This window comes from Variovorax sp. H27-G14 (assembly GCF_046156345.1).
Lineage (GTDB): Bacteria > Pseudomonadota > Gammaproteobacteria > Burkholderiales > Burkholderiaceae_C > Variovorax.
On sequence record NZ_JAYLVN010000001.1, the window covers coordinates 322,666 to 340,779 of the forward strand.

The following is an 18,114-nucleotide window of genomic DNA, read 5'->3' on the forward strand; positions in this document are numbered from 1 at the left end:
TTCTTCTTGGCTCCTGGCTTCAGAGGTCGAGCAGCAGGCGCGCACCCTTGGCGCGCGAGATGCAGATCTGCATGACGTTGCCCTCGGCCTTCTCGCGGGCGGTCAGCACGTAGTCGCGGTGGTCGATGTCGCCTTCGAGCACGGGCACGGCGCACACGCCGCATTCGCCGCGCTTGCAGTCGAACATCGGGTCGCAGCCGTTGTCGATGAGGCAGTCGAGGATGCTCTGGTCGGCCGCCACGGTGAAGCGCTGGCCGGACTGGGCCAGCTCGATCTCGAAGGGCTGGTCACCCGCCTCGGCGACCACCTCGGTGAACAGTTCGAAGTGCACGCGGTCGTGTTCCCAGCCGCGTGCCTCGGTGCGTGACAGCACGGCGTCGAGCATCACCTTGGGGCCGCACACGTAGAGGCGATCGCCGGCGGGCACGTCGTCGAGCAGTGCGTCGATGTTCAGCGGCGCGCCGGCTTCGGCGTCTGCATGCACATGCAGGTCGTCGCCCAGCAGGGTCTGCAGCTCAGGCAGGAACGCCATCAGCTCTCGGCTGCGGCCGGCGTAGTGCATGCGCACGGGCGCGCCTTCCGCGCGGCGGCGGGCGGCCATGGTGGCGAGCGGCGTCACGCCGATGCCGCCGGCCACCATTACCGAGCCGCCAGGGCCGGTGTGCAGCGCGAAGTCGTTCTTGGGCGCCTCGATGGCGAGCATGTCGCCCTCTTTCAACTGCTCGTGCATGAAGCGCGAGCCGCCGCGGCCTTCGGCCTCCTTGCGCACGGCAATCGTGTACTCGGTGGGCGCGTTGGTGGCGTTGCGCGCGATCGCGAAATTGATGAGCGAGTAGTGGCGCCAATCGGTCTTGCCGTCGGGCATCGACACCTGCACGCGAATGTGCGCGCCGGCCGCAAAGCCCGGCAGCGCGGCGCCGTCGTCGGCACGCAGGCGCAGCAGGCGGATCAGCGGGTTCAGTTCGCGCGCTTCAACAACGCGCAATGAGAGGGTGGCTGAGGGTGCGGTCATCTGGGTGGTCTCTTCAGGCCAGTGCGTGCTGCGCCAGCGCGGCTTGCAACTTGTGGCCGTGTTCGTCGGCCAGCGCCGCGTCGCGCAGTTCGCGCAAGGTGGCCGGCGCCAGGGCGGTGCCGGCGCGCTCGAAGGCGCGCATCACGGTGTCGTAGTTGCGCAGGCCGCGCTCGTGCGTGTCGCTGTAGCCTTTCACCAGTCGCTGGCACTGCGCGAGTTCGACGGCCAGCGCCGGGTTGCGTTGCGCGGTGGCGGCGATGCGCTGAAGCCACTCTTCGATGCGGCGGTTTTCGTCGGCATAGCGCACGGTAGACAAGCGCCAGCGCTTCATGGCCGCCACGGTGCGCAGCAGCAGGTAGCCGCGCAGCGAGCTGGTCTGGATCACGCGGCCGTGCTGTGTGAAGCGCTCCACCAGCTTCTTCGGCAGCGTGGAGCCCATGAGCCAGCGGCCGATGCCGCCGGGCAAGGTCTCGCAGATTTCCTGCAGGCGCGGGTGCATGTACTCGTTGATGGCCAGCACCTGGCCCGGCTGCACGCGGGCCTCGCCGCGCACGCGCTCGAAACGGGTGGCACGGGTCTTCAGCGCGGCCACGCGGGCGGTGTCTTCGTAGGACATCCACAGCGCGAGGTGGCGCGCGGTTTCGCGCAGCAGGAGGTGCTCGCCATCGGCCGGCAGTGCGGCTACGGTGGCCATGCGGTCGAGGTACAGGCCGGCGTAGGGCACGTGCTGGTAGTCGATGAGGCGGCGCACGCCTTCCAGCAAAAAGTCTTGCGCCTGCGGGGGAAAGTCGCGCTGCACGCGTTCGACCAGGGCGCGCACGGCGGGGTGACGCGGCTGGGGCGTTGGCACGGCAAGCGGCGCTTCTTTCACAGGCTCACCGTCGTCGCCAGCCTGGGCGCGCGTGAATGCAGCACCAAAGGCCTTCAGGCTGGGCTTGACGCCCACGCCGCCGCGCTCGACGGTGGCCTCGAACTGCGCACGGCTGAACGGCAGCACGCCCGAGCCCGCGAGCGCACCGAACAGCACCGCGCTGATCACGCTGCCCGATGCCTCGGCGGCCTTTTCCATGTCGAAGCGGATGAAGCGCTTGGCGGCCTTGGCGGTGTGCGCGAGCAACTGCGCACTGTCTACCCGCCCATCGCCCAGCGCGCTTTTTTCGGCGATGGAGAACACGCGGTGCGTGGACGCGATAAGTGTGGTGCGGTCGCGCGTGACCAGTCCGCGCTGCACAGCGCGCCCTGCCTCCATGAGCTCCGACGCAAGCACCACGTCGACATCGCCCGGCAGCGGCATCAGCGCCAGCACCGGGTGGCCGCTGTCGGCCTCGGCCTGCGCCAGGGGATAGAGCTCGACGTAGTAGATGGTCGCGCCCGTGCGCTGGGCCACGCCCGGCACCGACGTGGTCTGGGCCACATAGCCGCTGGCTTCGCCCATGTCGACGATCCAGTCGGCCAGCACGCCGCCGCCCTCCCCGCCCATGGCGAGGATCGCGATCTTGATGGGGCTCATGGCTCGCCCCCAGTCTTGCTCACTTCGTGTAGCCAACCCCCTGCCGGGGGCGATGCCAGCGGCCCGGCAAAGCCGGTTGCGCGGTATCCCTGGCCATTTCCCGACGTCTTGCGGTAGTGCATAAAGTGAATTCGGTCAGAAGGCATAGGCTTCGCGGCGGCGCGCCTCGCCACGTTGCAGCCAGCCGATGACGGCCGCGCGCACGCGCTCGCGCAGCAGGTCCCAGCGGTTCGGGTTGCTCACGATCTGCGCCTTGTAGAACGAGGGGCACAGCACCGCGGCGTGCGAAACCTCGCCGCACACGCCGCAGCCCACGCAGCTGTCGAGCACGGTGGCCACCGGGTCGGTGCGCAGCGGATCGGGGTTGGGCTTGATCGACAAAGACGGGCAGCCCGACAGGCGAATGCACGAGTGGTCGCCGGTGCAGGTGTCGGCGTCGACACCGAACTTTTCGCGCACCATGCGCTTGCCGTCGGCGATGGCCTTGCGCACCAGCGGCTTTTCGCGGCGCTGCTTGTTGAGCATGCATTCCGACTGGGCGATGAGCACCTTGGGGCCCTTGGTCTTGGTGGTGAGCGCGTCTTTCAGCGCATCGCGCATGCCGGCGACGTCGTAGGTGCGGCGCAGCGTTTTCACCCACTCGACGCCCACGCCGCGCACCGCACGCTCGATGGCGTGGCCGGTGCTGCGCGTCTTGTTGACGGCATGCGAAGAAAGAATGTCCTGCCCGCCCGTGGCCGAGGTGTAGTTGTTGTCGACGACGATGGTGAGGTTGTCGCTCTTGTTGAACACCGCGTTGGCCACGCCGCTGGTGAGGCCGTTGTGCCAGAAGCCACCGTCGCCCATCATCGAGATGGCGCGCTTGCCGGCCGGTGCGTTCAATGCCGACGCACCCGCGCCGCCCAGGCCGTAGCCCATGGTGGTGTTGCCGATGTTGAAGGGCGGCAGGATGGAGAACAGGTGGCAGCCGATGTCCGCGCTCACGTGGTGCGCGCCCAGCTCGCGCTCGACCAGCTTCATCGCGCTGAAGATGGGGCGCTCGGGGCAGCCGGTGCAAAAGCCCGGCGGACGGGCGTGCACGACTTCGCCAAGTGCGGTGGAGGGCAATGCAGGCTCTGGTGCGGAATCGACGCCGACGGCGGCGACCGCCATCAAGGGGATCACTTTTCGCACCGGGACAGGCACCGGCAGCGGTGCCAGGCGCTCGTAGCGTTCGCAGAAAGTGCGTGCGCCCTTGAGCAATTCGGAGGACGTGTACTCGCCGGCCACCGGCAGCATGTCCTTGCCATGCAGCGCGGTGGTGGAGCCGGCTTGCCGCAGGATGGTGGCAAGGTTCTGCTCCACGAAGTTGGGCTGGCCCTCTTCCACGATCAGCACCGCGCGCTTGCCTTCGCAGAAGCGGATGACCTCGCTCTCGATGACCGGGTAGGCCACGTTCATCACGTAAAGCGGCACCTGCGTGTTGCCGTACACGTCGGCCAGGCCCAGGCGTTCGAGCGCACGCAGCAGCGTGTTGTAGCTGCCGCCCTGCACGATGATGCCGATGTCGTCGGCGTCTTCGGAGAAGAACTCGTTGAGCTTGCGCTCCTCGATGAAGCGCACGGCGGCGGGCCAGCGGTCTTTCACCTTCTCCTGCTCGTGCACGAAGCTCGCGGGCGGCAGCACGATGCGGCTGACGTCGCGCTGCGGGTTTTCCAGCGCGTCCTTCAGCGTGAACTTGGCACGCTTGTTGTCGCCTGCAATGAAGTGGCCGTGCACATGGCACGCACGAATGCGCAGCTGCAGCATCACGGGCGTGTTGCTGGCCTCGGAAAGGTCGAAGCCCTGCTTCACCGCGTCGACGATGCTGGGCAGGTTGGGGCGCGGGTCGAGCAGCCAGATCTGCGACTTCATGGCAAACGCATGGCTGCGCTCCTGCATGATCGAAGAGCCCTCGCCGTAGTCCTCGCCCACGATGATGAGCGCACCGCCGGTGACGCCACCCGAGGCCAGGTTGGCCAGCGCATCGGACGCCACGTTGGTGCCTACGGTGGCCTTGAAGGTGACGGCGCCGCGCAGCGGGTAATTGACCGATGCCGCCAGAGTGGCTGCAGCAGTGGCTTCGCTGGCACTGTTCTCGAAACGGATGCCGTGGTCTGCGAGGATGTCCTGCGCATCGGCCAGCACGTCCATCAGGTGCGAGATGGGTGCGCCCTGGTAGCCGGCTACATAGGAGACCCCGGATTCGAGCAGGGCCTTGGTGACGGCCAGAATGCCTTCCCCACGAAACACTTCTCCGCCAGAAAGCCGCAGCTTCTTGACTTCTTCGACGAACGAACGCTCAGCCATGTGGGTCCTTGTTGTCTATCGTGGGACGATGGGCTTCATCTGCCACATCACGCTTTCTATAATGTTGACAAATGAATGTATCCACAATCATGAATTACCCTAGACATGCAAACAGCGTGCCCGCCTCATGCACCGGGGGCGTTCATGGCTGAGCAGAAGGCGACTTCGCATCGCTTCGTCGATGACTACCTGCCCGCGTTGCTGGCGCAGGCCAGCCTGCTGATTTCCTCCGAGTTCCACGAGGTGGCGAGGCAGCAGGGCTTCTCCGTTTCGGAGTGGCGCGTGATGGCCTCACTGGCAGGCAGCGAGGCCGTCAGCATCGGCCAGCTCGCGCAGGTGACGGTGACCAAGCAGCCCACGGTGACGCGGCTGCTGGACCGCATGGAAGCACGCGGACAGGTCGAGCGGCTGCCCCATGAGAGTGATCGCCGCATCACGCTGGTGCGCATCACACGCAAGGGGCTGAAGGCGGTCGAACACCTGATGGAACTGGCGCGCGAACACGAGCGGCGCGTGCTCGAACCCTTCGGCCTGCGGCGTGCCGAAGAGCTCAAGCAGACGCTGCGGCAGATGATCGATCTGCATGCGAATGCACCGGCGGCGCAGCCGGAGGAAGACTGACGCTTTTTCGCGTTGCGGGTCTGCGAGTCAGAGACGGGGCATGAGCACGGCCCGGCCGCGGTGGCCACGCTGCGCAATCCAGTCGAGCGCGCGGGCCGCATCGTCCAGCGCAAACGGCTGCACTTGCAGATGCAGGCGGCCATCGGCCAGCATCGACAGCAACTCGGGCGCGGCGACGCGGCCCGCAGATTCGCGGCGAAACATGTTGAGCGGCAACAGCGCCACATCGCGTTGCAGAAAGTGCGCAATGTCGAGTTGCAGGTTCGGGCCTGCGGTGTAGCCGATCAACACGGCACGCCCGCCCGGACGCACGGCGGGAAGCACCTTCGCAAGAACATCACCGCCTACGGTATCGATGAGCAGGTCGACGCTGGCCAGAGGCGGTGCTTCTGCATTCGGATCCACTGCCGTCACCATGCAGCCCATGCTGCCGGCCAACTGCATCACCAGCGAGCCGACGGCACCGCTCGCACCGGTCACCAACACGTGCTCACCTGCCTGCAGCTTTGCGACGTCGTGCAGCGCGACCCAAGCAGAGGTGCATGGCGAGAAGAACGCAGCGCCCAGTGCCATCGGCACGCCATCGGGCAACAGCCCCAGTGCTTCGTCGGGTGCGTCTACAAGCTCGCACCAGGTGCCGTCGAAGAGCGTGCCCAGCCCGCTGCCGCGCAGCCACACTCGCTGCCCGGCGTCGTAGCGCTGGCTCGCGACGACGACGCCCGCGGCCTCCACGCCCGGTGTGTACGGCAACGGCGGATGGCGAAGAAAGCTCCCGCGCCACACGGTACGGTCGATGTGCCCGACCGTGGCGGCCTCCATGCGAACGATGGTGCGGCCCGGTCGCGCGACAGGATCGGCGAGCTCTTCCAGCACGGGCACCGCGTCGAAGCCGTGGATGCGTACCGCCCTCATGTCAGCGTGTCCAAGAAGTCGAGCACAGTGCGCGCGAAGGCCTCGGGCATTTGGTCGGGCAGCGGCACCATGCCGCCTTCGATGTCGACGATGTGCGCATGCGGCAGGTGATGCTGCAACTCCGCGGCATGCGGCGCCGCGAACGGATCGAGCGTGGCGCGAACAATCAACACGGGCTGCGCGATGCGAGCGATACGGTCCTCCATGCGGTATGAGGCCACGGCCCGATGGCCCTCTTCGACACGCTCGACCTTCAATGCATCGCGCACGAAGGCCTCAAGCAGATCGGGGCGGCCCGGCGGATAGAAGCCTTGGCGCTTCTGCCACAGCGCGGTGAGGTGCGAGCCGTCTTCGCTGGGAGCGACCTCGTCGATGGGCGGGCGTTGCGCTCGCGCTCGGCGAAAGGGCTCGTCGGTATAGGGTGTCGAAGACAGCACCAGGCTGCGGATGCGCTCAGGGAAGGCCGCCGCAAGCTCCACCGCCACAACGCCCCCGGTGTGGTGCCCGACCACATCGGCCTTCTGGATGTGCAGCGCATCGAGCAGCTCGCAGGCCACGCGCGCCCATTGTTCGATGCTCGCGGGCACGCCGCCATCCGCGGAATCGCCGAAGCCGGCGGTGTCCATTGCAATGGCTCGGCGTTGCGCGCCGATCAGCGGCAGCACGGCGCGGTATTCGGCCCAGCTGCGTGGCGACTGGTGAAGCAGCAGCACGGCGGGCGCCTTGCGGTCGCCACACTCCGCGTAGTGCACCTGCCCCACGGACAGGTCGGCAAAGGCACGGCGGATGGTCATGACAACGTTTCGTCAGCGGGTGCGCGCCACAGGCCAGCATGCCGCAGTTCGCCGAGCGTGCGCGAGAGCACGTCGCGCCGGTAGGCCGCAATGTCGCGGCCTGCGTAGTCGTAGAAACCGCTGCCGCTCTTCAGGCCGAGCCGGCCCTGCTCGACCATGCGCCCCACGATGGCGGGCGCGGTGTAGCGGCCGGCATCGAGCGAGGCCGACATCTCGCGGCTTGCGTGGTGCAGGATGTCGCAGCCGCCGAAGTCGATGAACTCGACTACGCCCAGCGCGGCAAAGCGAAGGCCCAGGCCATAGCGCGTGGCCTTGTCGATTTCTTCAGCGGTGGCGGCGCCCTCCTCGATCATGCGTGCGGCCTCGTTCATCACCAGCGCCTGCAGGCGCGGCACGATGTAGCCGGGCGAGGCGCCGCACACCACGGGCAGCTTGCCGATGTCTTCCATCAGCGCCTTGGTGCGCGCGAGCACGCCGGGGTCGGTGCCGGGGTGGCAGCTGAGCTCGACCACCGGAATCACATAGGCCGGATTGAGCCAGTGCATGTTGAGAAAGCGCTCTGGCAGGCGCACAAACGCGGCCAGCTGCGTCACCAGGATGCTGCTGGTGGTCGACGTGAGGATCGCATCGTCGCGGCAATGGCGGTTGAGTTGCTCGAAGGCCTCGCGCTTGGCGTCCATGGTTTCGGGCACGCCTTCGAACACCAGGTCGGCCGCGGCCAGCGCTTGCGGCGCGGCCGCGGCATCGACGAACGCCACGCGCGCGGCAATGCGTTCGACATGCGAGGCATCGATCACGCCGAGCTGCGCGAGGCCCGAGAGGCTGGCCTCGATCTCCGCCTTGGCCTCTTCGCGCAGGCGCTGCCATGCGGCGTCACTCCGCTGGCGCAGGTCGATCAGCGAGATGCGATGCCCGGCATATGCGAAGGCGATGGCAATGCCGCGGCCCATGCGGCCCGCGCCAACGGCCGCGAAGCGCGGCAGCGCAGCCTCATTCGCCATCGTGCAACCTCTGCTTGAGCTGGGTGGCGCTCAGGTCGGCCAGACCCAGGCTTTCGAAGGTGCGCGGCCCGCGGCGCAGGTCGCGCCCCAGAAAGCCGCCCACGATGGCCAGCAGGCCGTGTGCGATGGGCGCGTCCACGCCCGCATGGCGCGCCGCCGAGGCCAAAAATGCGAGGCCCAGTTCGGTGTCTTCGGTGATGTAGCGGTGCGTGTGCAGGTCGATGTTCTCGCGCCAGTCGCCCGACTTCACGAGCTGCTTGTGCGCGTCGCCGTACATCCATTGGTCGTTGTCGTAGTGGTCGGCCAAGGGGTAGTGCGGTGCGCCCTGCCCGAAGGCCTCGCGCACGGCCATGCGCTCCTGGTCGAGCCGGTCGGTCACGTCGCGCACCGCGCGCTGCGTGCCTTCGTTGTGGATGTCCCAGCGCTCGAAGTGCTGCAGCGGCGCGGCGTTCATCACCATGAGCGGCGGATGGATGACGGGGCCGGCATTCATGAGCGCGCCCGAGAGCGCGTCGCCACAGCCGTGCACGGCCGGGTAGGCCTTGCGGATCACCTCGATGGCCTGCGCCTCCTTGCGGGCCGGGTAGACGCCCGTGGGCAGGCGAATGGCGCGAATGGTGACGTTCACCTCGCGCTCGCCATGCTTGCGCGCCAGGTACGGCAAGGTGCCTGTCTCGGCCCAGGCGACGTCGGCACGGCTGCCCGCCGCCTTCACCGTCTGCGCCATCACATAGCTGCCGAAGGTGCCCGGCGGCAGGAACACGACCTGGCCGTCGACCAGGTGCGGCGCCATCGCGAGCGCAATGTCGTGCTGCGCAATGGCGGGCGTGGGAACGACGATCAGCTCGGCGCCTTGCAGGGCCGCGCCGATGTCGGCGGTGGCCAGTGCAATGGGCACTTCGCGCACGCCAGCAGCGTCCTTCAGCGTGATCGCGCCGGCACGGACGAGCGGCTCGAGCGCGACAGCGTCACGGCGCCAAAGGCGCACCTCGTGGCCGGTTTCAGACAGGTCGGCGGCCGCCGCGTAGGCGCCGTGACCGCCTCCAAGAATCGCAATTTTCATGTCGAAAGTCGAAAAGCAGATGTCGATGAACCGGCGGCCGCAGGACGGACCCGGGGAAGCAATGCGCTATTACATTACTTTTCATCGATTCATGTGTCAATCAAAATTCGACAACACCTGACTGCTCGCAAACCCGAAATGAAAAAGCCCGCGTTCGTGAGAAGCGCGGGCTTTCAGGGGGCGAGGCGGCTGTCAGGCCGCTCGCGGGGGATCAGCGAGTGGGCTTGAAGGTGCGCTTTTGCGCTTCGCGGGGCACGAACACCTTGCCTGCACCGCCATGGCCTGCGCCATTGCCACGGGGAGCAAAGCCTTCGCGGGGAGCAAAGCCCTCACGGGGTGCAAAGCCTTCACGCGGTGCGAAACCTTCGCGGGGAGCGAAGTCGCCACGGCCACCGCCGTTGCCGCCACGCGGAGCGCCTTCGCCCCAGCCCGGCTTGCGACCATAGCCACCGCCACCACCGTTGCCGCCTTCGTCACGGCCACCGCCGAAACCGGCGTTGTGACCGCCGCCATGGCCTTGGCCCTGGCCGCCACCGAAGCCACCGCCACGCGGTGCCGGGGGACGCGAACCGCGGTCATTGAAGCCGCTGGCGCCGGCGTAGTTGCCATTGCCGCCGCCGAAGCCGCCTGCATTGCCACCGCGCGGAGCGCCGCCGAACTTGCGGTCACGCGACTGGTTGTCACCACGGCCACCGCGGTACTCGCCTTGCGGCGGGCGCGATTGCGGCATGCGCTGTTGCGGCTCCATGCCCGGCACCACTTCCGCCTTGAACTGCTGGCGGCTGTACTGCTCGATGTCCATGATCTTGCGGCGATCGCGGAACTCGGCGAACGTGATGGCCAGGCCATCGCGACCGGCACGGCCGGTGCGGCCGATGCGGTGGGTGTAGTCCTCGGCCTTCATCGGCAGGCCGAAGTTGAAGACGTGGGTGATCGTGGGCACGTCGATGCCGCGGGCGGCAACGTCGGTGGCCACCAGGATCTGCACCTGGCCTTGGCGCAGCGCCATCAGGCGGCGGTTGCGCAGGCCCTGGCTCAGGGCACCGTGCAGCGCCACGGCGCTGAAGCCTTCTTGCTGCAGGTCGTTGGCAAGGCCGTCGCACTCGACTTGCGTGCTGGCGAACACGATGGCCTGGTTGATGGTGGTGTCACGCAGCCAGTGGTCCAGCAGCTTGCGCTTGTGCTGGCTGTTGTCAGCCCAGTACAGCGATTGCTTGATGTTTGCGTGCTTTTCCTGCGGGCTGTCGATGGTGATGCGCTGCGGCTCGCGCATGACGCGCTGGGCAAGCTGCTGAATGCGCGGCGCGAAGGTGGCGCTGAACATCATCGTTTGCTGGCGCTCGATGGTGAGCTGGTTGACTTCGGCCAGGTCGTCCGAGAAGCCCAGGTCGAGCATGCGGTCGGCTTCGTCGACGACCAGGAACTTGACCTGGTCGAGCTTGAGCTGTTGCGAGCGTTGCAGGTCGAGCAGACGGCCCGGCGTGGCGACCACGAGGTCGGCGTTCTGCAGCTTGGCGATCTGCAGTTGGTAAGGCATGCCGCCCACAACGTTGGCGACGCGCAGGCCGCGGCAATGGCGAACCAGCTCGATGGCGTCGTGTGCCACTTGCTGGGCCAGTTCACGCGTCGGGCACAGGATCAGGGCGCCGGGGGTGGCAGCCTTGAAATGGCGGGTGTTGGTCGGGTCCTTGCGCTTCGGCTTCTTCGGCGCGGCTTCACCGCGGGCGGCGGCTTCGGCGGCCTGGCGCTGGAATTCGGCCTTGGCTTCTTCTTCGGCTTCGGCCTGGCGCTTCAGCAGCGTGTGCAGCACGGGCAGCAGGAAGGCTGCGGTCTTGCCCGAACCGGTCTGGCTCGAAACCATCAGGTCGACAAAACGGGTCTTGCCGTCCTGGCCGGCTTCACCGCTCATGGCAAGCGGGATCACCTTGTCTTGCACGGTGGTCGGCTGGGTGAAACCCAGGTCGGCCACGGCGGCGATCAGTTCAGGCGCGAGGCCCAGCAGCACGAAGCCGTTGGGCTTGGCGGGTTCTTCGGCCACTGCCACTTCGGGGGCGGCTGCATCCAGCGCCTCGAGGATGGGCGCTTCGGACATGGTGTCCGTGGCGGCGACAAATTCGTTGTGAGTGGAGGATTGCACAGGCGCGAATTCGCCCTGCGCTTCAAAAGCGTCGGTCATGAATATCAATCTCAAACGCGAGCGCTGCCGTAGGCAGGCGCCCCGTTGGTGGTTAAAAACATCAACCATCCAACGACATTCAGTTTCTGGCTGACGCCTGAGACTGTGGCCCTTTTTGATCAGCGAATGCGATCGGGCGCGGTGTGCAAGATAGGGAGATGCAAGAGACGCTGGCCGGGCTTTGAATACCTGCCCGATCAGCGAAGCCTGCAATTATGGCATGGATTCGGGTTTTTACCTAATCCTTTGTCCGACGATTTACTTAATCGACGAGGCGCAGAAATGTGTCGCGGTAATGCGCCAGTTCCTCGATGGACTCGTGCACATCGGCCAGCGCGGTGTGCGCCTGCTGCTTCTTGAAGCTGTTGTAGGCAGTGGGCTTCCAGCGCTTGGCAAGCTCCTTGAGCGTGCTCACGTCCAGGTTGCGGTAGTGGAAGTACGCCTCCAGCTTGGGCATGAACTTGACCAGGAAGCGCCGGTCCTGCCCGATGGTGTTGCCGCACATGGGCGAACCGCTGCGGGGAATGTATTTGCCGATGAATTCAAGCAACTGCTTTTCGGCGGCGGCTTCGTCCAGGGTGGAGGCCTTCACCTTGTCGATCAGGCCGCTGCGCCCGTGGGTGCCCTTGTTCCAGGCGTCCATGGCGTCGAGCACGGCGTCGCTCTGGTGAATGACGAGCACGGGGCCGTCGATGCGCGGCGTGAGGTCGGGGCCGGTCACGACCACGGCAATTTCGAGCAGGAACTCCTTCTCTGGGTCCAGACCGCTCATTTCGCAGTCCAGCCAGACGAGGTTCTGGTCGCTTTTCTTCAGGGTAGGCACGGCGGCCGGGGGCGTCGGTTCGAGAAATTCAGGCATCGCAGGATTGTCGTCGAAGGCCTGCGGCGCCAGATACCGGGGACTAAACTCGCCGCTCCATGTCCTATTCGCTCATCTTCACCCTTGCCTTTGCGGTCGCGCTCGTTGCGGGGCTGCTCGTGAAGTTCTGGCTGGCCTCGCGGCAGGTGCGCCACGTGGCGCAGCATCGAGGCGCCGTGCCGCCCGCCTTCGCGCAGACCATCACGCTCGCGGCGCACCAGAAGGCGGCCGACTACACCATCGCCAAGGCGCGCTTCGGCCTGGTTGAAATGGCCTGGGGCGCGGCGCTGCTGCTGGGCTGGACGCTACTGGGTGGCCTGGACGTGCTCAACAAACTGCTGCTCCTGTGGCTGGGCGGCGGCATGGTGCAGCAGCTGGTGCTGCTGGGCGCCTTCGCCTTGATCGGCGGCCTGCTGGAGCTGCCCTTCACGCTGTGGCAGACCTTCAGGCTCGAGGAGCGCTTCGGCTTCAACAAGATGACCTGGAAGCTCTGGCTGATCGACACCCTCAAGTCGACCTTGCTGGGCGCGGTGATCGGCCTGCCTATTGCTGCCCTGATCCTGTGGATCATGGGCGCCGCCGGCCCCCTGTGGTGGCTCTGGGCCTGGGGCGCGTGGATGGGCTTCAACCTGCTGCTGATGCTGATCTACCCGACCTTCATCGCCCCGCTGTTCAACAAGTTCAAACCGCTGGACGACCCTACGCTGAAGGCCCGCGTCACGGCACTCATGAAGCGTTGCGGCTTTGCGGCCAAGGGCCTGTTCGTGATGGATGGCAGCACGCGCAGCGCGCATGCCAACGCCTACTTCACCGGCTTTGGCGCCAGCAAGCGCGTGGTGTTCTACGACACGCTGCTGCGCCAGCTGAACGCTCGCGAGGTCGAGGCCGTGCTCGCGCACGAGCTGGGCCACTTCAAGCACCGCCACATCGTGAAGCGGCTGATTGCCATGTTCGCGCTGAGCCTTGCCGGCTTTGCGCTGCTGGGTTGGGTGTCGACGCAGGCCTGGTTCTATGCAGGCCTGGGCGTGCAGCCCAACATGACCGCGCCCAACAGCGCGCTGGCGCTGCTGCTGTTCATGCTGGCGGTGCCGGTGTTCGGCTTTTTCGTTGCGCCGCTGCCCGCACGGCTGTCGCGCAAACATGAGTTCGAGGCCGATGCCTACGCGGTGGCGCAGACCAGCGGTGCCGACCTGTCGGCCGCCCTGCTCAAGCTCTACCAGGACAACGCTTCGACGCTCACGCCAGACCCGGTCTTCGTCAGCTTCTACTACTCACATCCGCCGGCTTCCGAGCGCCTTGCGCGCATGACGGCCGCAGCGTGACCCGCTTTCTTTCAATTTCTTCGCGAAGCCCCTCATGAGCAGCATGTTCAAGCCCAAAGACTGGAAAAACCTCCCTGCGCGCAAAGCACTGAGCGCCACGGAAATCGTGGCCGGTCTCGCCCGCCTCGATGGCTGGAAGCTCACCGGCGACGGCGCCGACGTTGCCATCGAAAAAACCTTCACCTTCGCCAATTACTTCGAGACCATCGCCTTCGTGAATGCGCTGGCCATGGTGGCGCACACGCAAGACCACCACCCCGACCTGTCGGTGCACTACAACCGCTGCGTGGTGCGTTTCAACACGCACGACGTGGGCGGCCTGTCGGTCACCGACTTCGACTGCGCACGCCAGGCCGACGCGCTGGTCTCGAGCCCGGCCGCATGACGGAACACGCTCGTGGCTAAGCCCGGCCGCGCCGCCGCTTCCCCCGGACCTGCGAAGAAACTGAACGACGGCCTCGTCGTTGCCAGCCACGGGCGTCACTGCCTGGTCGAAACACCATCGGGCGAACGGCTGATCTGCCACCCGCGCGGCAAGAAAAGCCAGGCCGTGGTCGGCGACCGCGTGCACTGGCAGGCCACCGAAGACGAAGGCACCATCGAGCAGGTGCTGCCGCGGCGCAACCTGTTCTACCGGCAGGACGAAATTCGCACCAAGTCGTTTGCGGCCAACCTCGACCATGTGCTGATATTGATCGCGGCCGAGCCGGAATTCTCGGAACACCAACTCGCGCGCGCATTGATCGCGGCGCAGGCCGAGCGCATCACGCCGATCATCGCGCTCAACAAGAGCGACCTGGTCGAGCCCTTCGCGCGCGCCTGGGCCAAGCTGGCGCCCTACCGCCGCATGCACCACGGCGTGCTGCCGCTGTCGCTGAAGGCCTCGGGCGAGGCCGACTACGCCTCGCTGATGAAGCTGCTCGCGGGCAAGTCCACGCTGGTACTGGGCCCTTCCGGCTCGGGCAAGAGCACGCTGACCAATCTGCTGGTGCCGGGCGCCACCGTCCTCACGCAAGAAATTTCGCAGGCGCTGAACTCGGGCAAGCACACCACCACCAGCACCACCTGGTACTGGATCGACGAAGCCCGCACCACCGGCCTGATCGACTCGCCAGGCTTTCAGGAATTCGGCCTGAACCACATCGAGCCGACGCAGTTGGCGGGCCTGATGCCCGACATCGCCGAGCACATGGGCGACTGCAAGTTCTACAACTGCACCCACCTGCACGAGCCGGGCTGCGGCGTCATCGCCAACGTGGAAACGGCCGCCAAGCCCGGTGCCATCAGCGCGAGCCGCTACCGGATCTACGGCGAGCTGTTCGCCGAGCTGAGCCAGACGCGCTACTGAGGCCTGGGAGGCCTCAGCCCAGCCAGACCCGGTAAGAATTCCAGGTGGGGTCGAAGGCCAGGTCCAGCGTCACGGGCAGGGCCATGTCGTCCTGCAGCGATTGCGCATGCGTGATTGCCGCGGCCGCGTCAGCCACATGGAAGTTGACGGTGCGAACCCCCTCCTCCAGCACCACGTGCGTGCAGCAGCCCTGCTCGTGCGTCTGCAGCAGCGCGGTCAGCCGGTCTTCGTAGACGCGGGCCTCTTCCAGCTCTTCACCGGACTCCACCGGCATGGCAGCCGACAGCCGGTGACCGAGGTCCGCGCGGCCCAGCAGCGCGGTGGCCGAGTCGTTTCGCATCACGACCACTTCGATCTCACTGCCGTCCTGAGCCTGGCGCGTGGCGCTGAGGCCAGACCAGGCGTGCTCGCCGACGGGGAACACGCCGGTGTGGCCGAGCTCGTTGCGCCAGCAGGCGTCGAACACGGCCGCGAAGCCATCGAGCGACAAGCCGTCGAAATCCTCGTTGTCACTCGCATCGACATAGTCGACCGGGCCGACCTTCACCGCGGTGTCGTACTCGCCCAGGATGTGGTCGAGCATGATCAGGCTCATGTGGCGCGCGTGGTCCTGCATGTCCATGGGAATGGGCTTGGCGAAGCCGATCTCCAGCGCCACCAGGCCGTCGTACGGCTCATGCTTCACGAGGATGTCGGCGCTCGACAGCTCGAAGCCGTCCATGCGAATGGCAAAACTGTCGTCCGCGCGCTGGCGGAAGGCCTCGACCTCGATCTGCGGCAGCGCGGGGCTGCTCTGCACCAGGGTCATCACGTCGTCGAAGTCGTCCATAGAGCCGTGCGCGGTCAGCACCAGCTTGAACGCGGGCGGATCGCCGGCCACCTCGGCGGCCAGTCTCGGAAAGAAAGGCTGCAGCAGCGCGTTGAGCGCCTGCACCAGCTCGTGGCCCGACAGGGTGCGCAAGCTGTCGGTCTGGGCACTCACGGCTTGCCAGAAGCCTGCACAGGCCGCTGCGCGCGGGTCGGAGTCGGAGGGGGTCATTGGCCAGGGGTCTTTCAGGGGGTGGGGACAAGAATGTCCTGCAGGCACTGCACCAGCGTGCTGCATTGCTCACGCGTGCCGATGCTGATGCGCAGGTACTGCGCGATGCGCTGTTGCTGGAAATGTCGCACCAGCACCGCGCGCTCGCGCAAAGACGCGGCAAGCTCGGCGGCGTCGTGCAGCGGATGGCGCGCGAATACGAAATTGGCCTGCGACGGCAGCACGTCGAAGCCCATGTCTTCCAGCTGGAGGCACAGCCCCTCGCGGGTGTCGACGATCTCGTCGCGCGTGCCGCGGAACCAGTCTTCGTCGTCGAGCGCGGCCACCGCGCCGGCCGAGGCCAGCCGGTCGATCGGGTAGGAGTTGAAGCTGTCCTTCACTCGCACCAGCGCGTCGATCAGGTGCGCCTGGCCGCAGGCAAAGCCGACCCGCAAGCCGGCCAGCGAACGCGCCTTGGACAGCGTCTGCACGACCAGCAGGTTCGGATGCTTGTCGATGAGCGACAGCGCGCTCTCGCCGCCAAAATCGATGTACGCCTCATCGACCAACACCACGCGCTGCGGGCAGGCTTCGAGCAGTTGCGCGATGCGCGACAGCGGCTGGCCGATGCCGGTCGGTGCATTCGGGTTTGCGATGACGATGCCCGCGCAGCCTTTGCGCGCACGCTCGGCAAGGGCGTCGACGTCGATGCGAAGACCGTCATCCACCGGCTGCAGTTCGCAGTCGATGGCATACAGCTGCGCATAGACCTTGTAGAAGCTGTAGCTCACGTCGGGCATCAGCAGCGGCTCGGTCTGCTGGAAGAACGCGAAGAAGGCGTGCGCGAGCACCTCGTCCGAGCCATTGCCGGCGAACACCTGCGCGGGCTCCAGGCCATGCCGTCGCGCGACCGCTTCGCGCAGCGCGAGCGAGGTCGGGTCGGGGTAGAGCTCCAGGCCGCTTTCTGCCGCGCGCCGGATCGCCTCGACCGCGACCGGCGACGGTGGATATGGGTTCTCGTTGGTGTTGAGCTTGACGAGGTTGGCGATGCGCGGCTGCTCGCCGGGCACGTAGGGCTCGAGCGCGGCGATGCGCGGGCTCCAGAAAGCCGGCACGGGAGAGGTCATGAAGTCGGTTCCCGAAGGGGCTCAGCCCAGCAGGCGAGCCAGGGTCAACAAGGCCAGCAGCACCATCCACATCACGACCGAGCGCCAGACCAGGCCCACGACGCTGCGCAGGTGAGCGGGCTCCGGCTCGCGCCCTGGGGTGCTGCCGCTGTCGGTGCGGCGTGTGTCGGCCAGCGATTCGCCAGCCTGGGCGCGCGACAGCGGATCGGTGACGGGAATGGGGCTCAGCGAACCGCCCCCCAGGCGCACGTTGACCGCGCCCGATGTGGCTGCAAGGATCACGCCGTCGTTTTCGTTGGGGAAGCGCTGGGCATCATTGCGCCAGCAGTCGATGGCCTCCTCGAAGCTGCCGACCACCGCGAAGCCGAGCGCCGTGATGCGCGCGGGCAGCCAGTCGATCGCATGCCAGGCGCGCGCGCCGGCGTCTTGCACCGCGACGCTCGACGGCTGCACCAGGGCGCCGTTCTTGTGTGCCCAATAGCGCGAGACGAATTCGCTCATGCGGTAGAACACGGCGCCGGCCGGCCCAAGCCCGATGGCCGCGATGATCGAGAACCAGGCCAGCACGCCGAACACATGGCGGTGCGCGGCAATCACCGAATGCTCGATGACATGGCGCACGATTTCGCTGCGCGGCAGGTCGGCCGCATCAACGCCCTGCCAGTGCGCGAGCAGCGAGCGCGCGAGCGGCTCGTCGCCCTCGTCGAGCGCATCGCGGATGTCGGTGAAGTGATGGCTGAACTGCCGGAAGCCCAGCGTGACGTAGAGCACCGCAATGCTCCATAGCACCGCGAACGGCAGCCCGAGCGTGAGCACCAGCAGCCAGTGCACACCCAGCGACATGAGCGTGGGCACGAACACCGCAAGGCCCCAGGCGATCCACCCGTGGTGCGGCTTGCCCGCGTCGAAGTTGCGGCTGGTCCAGCGCGTCCACGCCAGCACCGCGCCATACACGGGGTTGTGGGGGCCCAGCGGGCGCACCTGCTCGATCAGCAGCGCGCACAGGATGGCAAAAAAGCTCAT

The 18,114-nt window shown here is 66.8% G+C and carries 16 protein-coding genes; 4 read left to right on the forward strand and 12 right to left on the reverse strand.

All coding sequences use genetic code 11. The annotated features are described in order from the left end of the window. Window positions 1-19: 19 nt before the first annotated feature. The 3 genes from VLK31_RS01550 to VLK31_RS01560 all read right to left on the reverse strand — a co-directional run bounded on the left by VLK31_RS01550 (window position 20) and on the right by VLK31_RS01560 (window position 4,850). Window positions 20-1,012 (reverse strand): PDR/VanB family oxidoreductase, encoded by a 993-nt coding sequence (locus tag VLK31_RS01550; protein WP_409166606.1) that lies wholly within the window; start codon window positions 1,010-1,012, stop codon window positions 20-22. 13 nt (window positions 1,013-1,025) lie between these two features. Continuing rightward, window positions 1,026-2,522: an indolepyruvate oxidoreductase subunit beta family protein gene (locus VLK31_RS01555; RefSeq protein ID WP_409166607.1), complete on the reverse strand. Its 1,497-nt coding sequence runs from the start codon at window positions 2,520-2,522 to the stop codon at window positions 1,026-1,028. A 135-nt stretch (window positions 2,523-2,657) separates the two neighbouring features. Beyond that, window positions 2,658-4,850: a thiamine pyrophosphate-dependent enzyme gene (locus VLK31_RS01560; protein WP_409166608.1), complete on the reverse strand. Its 2,193-nt coding sequence runs from the start codon at window positions 4,848-4,850 to the stop codon at window positions 2,658-2,660. Window positions 4,851-4,994: 144 nt separating this feature from the next. Here VLK31_RS01560 and VLK31_RS01565 point away from each other — a divergent pair, with 144 nt between their 5' ends. After that, window positions 4,995-5,471: a MarR family winged helix-turn-helix transcriptional regulator gene (locus tag VLK31_RS01565; protein WP_409166609.1), complete on the forward strand. Its 477-nt coding sequence runs from the start codon at window positions 4,995-4,997 to the stop codon at window positions 5,469-5,471. 27 nt (window positions 5,472-5,498) lie between these two features. Here VLK31_RS01565 and VLK31_RS01570 read toward each other — a convergent pair whose 3' ends face one another. The 6 genes from VLK31_RS01570 to orn all read right to left on the reverse strand — a co-directional run bounded on the left by VLK31_RS01570 (window position 5,499) and on the right by orn (window position 12,276). After that, window positions 5,499-6,383, reverse strand: coding sequence for a zinc-binding alcohol dehydrogenase family protein (locus VLK31_RS01570; RefSeq protein ID WP_409166610.1), 885 nt, complete (start codon window positions 6,381-6,383; stop codon window positions 5,499-5,501). Beyond that, window positions 6,380-7,177, reverse strand: coding sequence for an alpha/beta fold hydrolase (locus tag VLK31_RS01575; RefSeq protein ID WP_409166611.1), 798 nt, complete (start codon window positions 7,175-7,177; stop codon window positions 6,380-6,382). The genes VLK31_RS01570 and VLK31_RS01575 overlap by 4 nt, the downstream gene beginning before the upstream one ends. Then, window positions 7,174-8,178 carry a 3-hydroxybutyryl-CoA dehydrogenase gene (locus VLK31_RS01580; protein WP_409166612.1) on the reverse strand — a complete coding sequence of 335 codons (1,005 nt, stop codon included), beginning with the start codon at window positions 8,176-8,178 and terminating at the stop codon, window positions 7,174-7,176. Before VLK31_RS01580 ends, VLK31_RS01575 begins: the two co-directional genes overlap by 4 nt. Then, on the reverse strand, window positions 8,168-9,241 hold the full coding sequence (locus tag VLK31_RS01585) for an NAD/NADP octopine/nopaline dehydrogenase family protein (protein ID WP_409166613.1): 1,074 nt from the start codon (window positions 9,239-9,241) through the stop codon (window positions 8,168-8,170). Before VLK31_RS01585 ends, VLK31_RS01580 begins: the two co-directional genes overlap by 11 nt. A gap of 211 nt (window positions 9,242-9,452) precedes the next feature. After that, a complete protein-coding gene (locus VLK31_RS01590) occupies window positions 9,453-11,417 on the reverse strand; it encodes a DEAD/DEAH box helicase (protein ID WP_409166614.1) in 1,965 nt (654 codons plus the stop codon). 262 nt (window positions 11,418-11,679) lie between these two features. After that, window positions 11,680-12,276: an oligoribonuclease gene (gene orn, locus VLK31_RS01595; protein WP_409166615.1), complete on the reverse strand. Its 597-nt coding sequence runs from the start codon at window positions 12,274-12,276 to the stop codon at window positions 11,680-11,682. 59 nt (window positions 12,277-12,335) lie between these two features. Between orn and VLK31_RS01600 the strand changes: the two genes are divergently transcribed. Genes VLK31_RS01600 through rsgA form a run of 3 tightly spaced genes read left to right on the forward strand, consistent with a single transcriptional unit; the run spans window position 12,336 to window position 14,946 of the window. Next, the gene (locus tag VLK31_RS01600; RefSeq protein ID WP_409166616.1) at window positions 12,336-13,598 is read left to right on the forward strand and encodes a M48 family metallopeptidase; all 1,263 of its coding nucleotides are present in this window, start codon (window positions 12,336-12,338) and stop codon (window positions 13,596-13,598) included. 34 nt (window positions 13,599-13,632) lie between these two features. After that, entirely contained in the window at window positions 13,633-13,983 is a 351-nt protein-coding gene (locus VLK31_RS01605; RefSeq protein WP_409166617.1) for a 4a-hydroxytetrahydrobiopterin dehydratase, read from the forward strand. A 12-nt stretch (window positions 13,984-13,995) separates the two neighbouring features. Next, entirely contained in the window at window positions 13,996-14,946 is a 951-nt protein-coding gene (rsgA, locus tag VLK31_RS01610; RefSeq protein ID WP_409166618.1) for a ribosome small subunit-dependent GTPase A, read from the forward strand. Window positions 14,947-14,959: 13 nt separating this feature from the next. Here the strand turns inward: rsgA and VLK31_RS01615 are convergent, their stop codons facing one another. The 3 genes from VLK31_RS01615 to VLK31_RS01625 are packed head-to-tail and all read right to left on the reverse strand — an operon-like array spanning window position 14,960 to window position 18,114. Then, window positions 14,960-15,985, reverse strand: coding sequence for a hypothetical protein (locus VLK31_RS01615; protein ID WP_409166619.1), 1,026 nt, complete (start codon window positions 15,983-15,985; stop codon window positions 14,960-14,962). Window positions 15,986-15,999: 14 nt separating this feature from the next. Next, window positions 16,000-17,091 (reverse strand): histidinol-phosphate transaminase, encoded by a 1,092-nt coding sequence (gene hisC, locus VLK31_RS01620; protein ID WP_409166620.1) that lies wholly within the window; start codon window positions 17,089-17,091, stop codon window positions 16,000-16,002. A gap of 21 nt (window positions 17,092-17,112) precedes the next feature. After that, on the reverse strand, window positions 17,113-18,114 hold the full coding sequence (locus VLK31_RS01625; protein WP_409166621.1) for a CobD/CbiB family protein: 1,002 nt from the start codon (window positions 18,112-18,114) through the stop codon (window positions 17,113-17,115).

Excerpts from the sequence above, each read along its gene's own strand:
- VLK31_RS01570 (WP_409166610.1), bottom strand. The coding sequence starts at position 6,383 with ATGAGGGCGGTACGCATCCACGGCTTCGACGCGGTGCCCGTGCTGGAA.
- VLK31_RS01585 (WP_409166613.1), bottom strand. The coding sequence starts at position 9,241 with ATGAAAATTGCGATTCTTGGAGGCGGTCACGGCGCCTACGCGGCGGCC.
- VLK31_RS01550 (WP_409166606.1), bottom strand. The coding sequence starts at position 1,012 with ATGACCGCACCCTCAGCCACCCTCTCATTGCGCGTTGTTGAAGCGCGC.
- VLK31_RS01580 (WP_409166612.1), bottom strand. The coding sequence starts at position 8,178 with ATGGCGAATGAGGCTGCGCTGCCGCGCTTCGCGGCCGTTGGCGCGGGC.
- VLK31_RS01600 (WP_409166616.1), top strand. The coding sequence starts at position 12,336 with ATGTCCTATTCGCTCATCTTCACCCTTGCCTTTGCGGTCGCGCTCGTT.
- hisC (WP_409166620.1), bottom strand. The coding sequence starts at position 17,091 with ATGACCTCTCCCGTGCCGGCTTTCTGGAGCCCGCGCATCGCCGCGCTC.
- orn (WP_409166615.1), bottom strand. The coding sequence starts at position 12,276 with ATGCCTGAATTTCTCGAACCGACGCCCCCGGCCGCCGTGCCTACCCTG.
- VLK31_RS01590 (WP_409166614.1), bottom strand. The coding sequence starts at position 11,417 with ATGACCGACGCTTTTGAAGCGCAGGGCGAATTCGCGCCTGTGCAATCC.
- VLK31_RS01575 (WP_409166611.1), bottom strand. The coding sequence starts at position 7,177 with ATGACCATCCGCCGTGCCTTTGCCGACCTGTCCGTGGGGCAGGTGCAC.
- VLK31_RS01625 (WP_409166621.1), bottom strand. The coding sequence starts at position 18,114 with ATGAGCTTTTTTGCCATCCTGTGCGCGCTGCTGATCGAGCAGGTGCGC.
- VLK31_RS01615 (WP_409166619.1), bottom strand. The coding sequence starts at position 15,985 with ATGACCCCCTCCGACTCCGACCCGCGCGCAGCGGCCTGTGCAGGCTTC.
- VLK31_RS01605 (WP_409166617.1), top strand. The coding sequence starts at position 13,633 with ATGAGCAGCATGTTCAAGCCCAAAGACTGGAAAAACCTCCCTGCGCGC.
- VLK31_RS01560 (WP_409166608.1), bottom strand. The coding sequence starts at position 4,850 with ATGGCTGAGCGTTCGTTCGTCGAAGAAGTCAAGAAGCTGCGGCTTTCT.
- VLK31_RS01555 (WP_409166607.1), bottom strand. The coding sequence starts at position 2,522 with ATGAGCCCCATCAAGATCGCGATCCTCGCCATGGGCGGGGAGGGCGGC.
- VLK31_RS01565 (WP_409166609.1), top strand. The coding sequence starts at position 4,995 with ATGGCTGAGCAGAAGGCGACTTCGCATCGCTTCGTCGATGACTACCTG.